Origin of the sequence: Streptomyces mesophilus (assembly GCF_011044995.1) — a bacterium.
Taxonomy (GTDB): domain Bacteria; phylum Actinomycetota; class Actinomycetes; order Streptomycetales; family Streptomycetaceae; genus Streptomyces; species Streptomyces mesophilus.
This window is the reverse complement of the sequence record NZ_JAAKZW010000454.1, coordinates 1-1,454: the sequence shown is the minus strand read 5'-3', so window position 1 is coordinate 1,454 and position 1,454 is coordinate 1. Positions and strand designations below refer to the sequence as shown.

At 75.4% G+C, this 1,454-nt stretch carries 2 pseudogenes; one reads left to right on the top strand and one right to left on the bottom strand.

The features are described from left to right. Positions 1-1,019 (bottom strand): annotated as a pseudogene (locus G6045_RS40520) (hypothetical protein); the annotation flags it as partial. A 313-nt stretch (positions 1,020-1,332) separates the two neighbouring features. Here G6045_RS40520 and G6045_RS40515 point away from each other — a divergent pair. Then, a pseudogene (locus G6045_RS40515) lies at positions 1,333-1,454 on the top strand (IucA/IucC family protein); the annotation flags it as partial.

Below are 1,454 nucleotides of genomic sequence, written 5' to 3'. Positions count from 1 at the left end.
GGGATCGGAGTCGGGTGGGCGGTGCCTGAGGCCTCGGGGGCCGGAGCTGAGTGATCGGCGGCGGGGGCCGCGGAGAGCCGGGTTGGGCTGGCGGTTCCTGGGGCCGCGGAGGGTGGAGCCGAGTGATCGGCGCCCGCGGCCGCGGGGAGTGAGTCCGCGTGGGCGGTTCCCGGGGCTGCGGGGATCGGAGTCGGGGTGGAGTTGGGTCGGCGGCGGAGGGTGAGGAATTCCGTCGTGCGGCGGACCGAGTCGGCGACGCGGCCGACCAGGTCACTGCCGTCGCCGACTGCGGGCCAGGCGGTGGTGGTTCCGGGCTCGGGTTCGGGCTGCGCACGGGTGGCGGGCTGCTCCTGCGCGGCCGCCTCCGTCTCCCGGCCCAGGAGAGCCGCCACCGTGACGGCGTCGGCCGGTGGGGCGCCGGTGGGGGCGGCCGCGAAGACGGGCGGGCCGAGGCGGTGCCAGCCGGTGGGAGACCAGTAGTGCACGGGGGCGAGCAGGGTCAGGCCGCTCGCGGGCAGGTCGATGCGTAAGACGTCGCCGCCGGCTTCCGGTGTGAGGTTGCGCTCGCGGATCCAGCAACGGAGCAGGTTCTCCACGCCGGCCGCGTTGGCCGCGGCGCCCGGGTCCGGGTGTTCCAACAGGTCGGCGAACTCGGGGAGTTCGGCGGGGCGCACAGCCGGCCCAGGCTCACCGGGGCGTTCGACGGGGCGCACAGCCAGCCGGGGCTCACCGGGGCGTTCGGCTTCGGAGACGTCGGCCGGTCCCCGGCGGACAGCCTCTGAGGGCGCGGAGGCCGAGGCCGGATCACGGGCAGGTCGCGGCGTGCCCGTCGGGTCGGTCGTCACGGCCGGTGGCGTGTCCGGCGGGTCGGTCGTGACGGCTGACTGCCCGGGCACGCCCGCCTCGCCGTTCTTCTGCCGCGGCAGGGACCCCGGGTCTGCCGTGAGCGCGCCGGGCGTGGCGTCCTGGCCGCGCTCGGGGGTGTGCGGGCGGCCGTCTGGTGAGGGTGTGCGGTTCACGAGGGTTTCCTTGTGCGGTTGTAGAAGCTTGTTGTAACGGCTCGTCAGCCGGTCTCTCCACGTACGGGTCAGCGGATCACCCACGCGATGCCCCGACCGGTCTCCCCCGCCGGGCACCCTCAGGGCACCTGCCGCAGCCGCCTGCCGGCCGCCTGGCCCCTGCCCGGGCCACTCCCCGGCCTCCAGCCCGGCCGGGTCCTCCGCAACGGGCAACTGCCGCCTCCCCGCCTCAGGCAACTGCCCGTCGCCCGGCCCTCGTTCAGGCTGATCACCAAGCCCCAGCACTGGTCGGTCACCTGCGCCGAGGGCCTGCCGGTCCGGCGCCGCGGCCATGCTGAAGCTCTCCCTCGGCCTGCGCATCACCAACTCCCGTCGCGAGAACCTGCACAAGGAACTCCACCGAGGCGTGGAGGTCCACCGTCTGCTGCGCTCCGG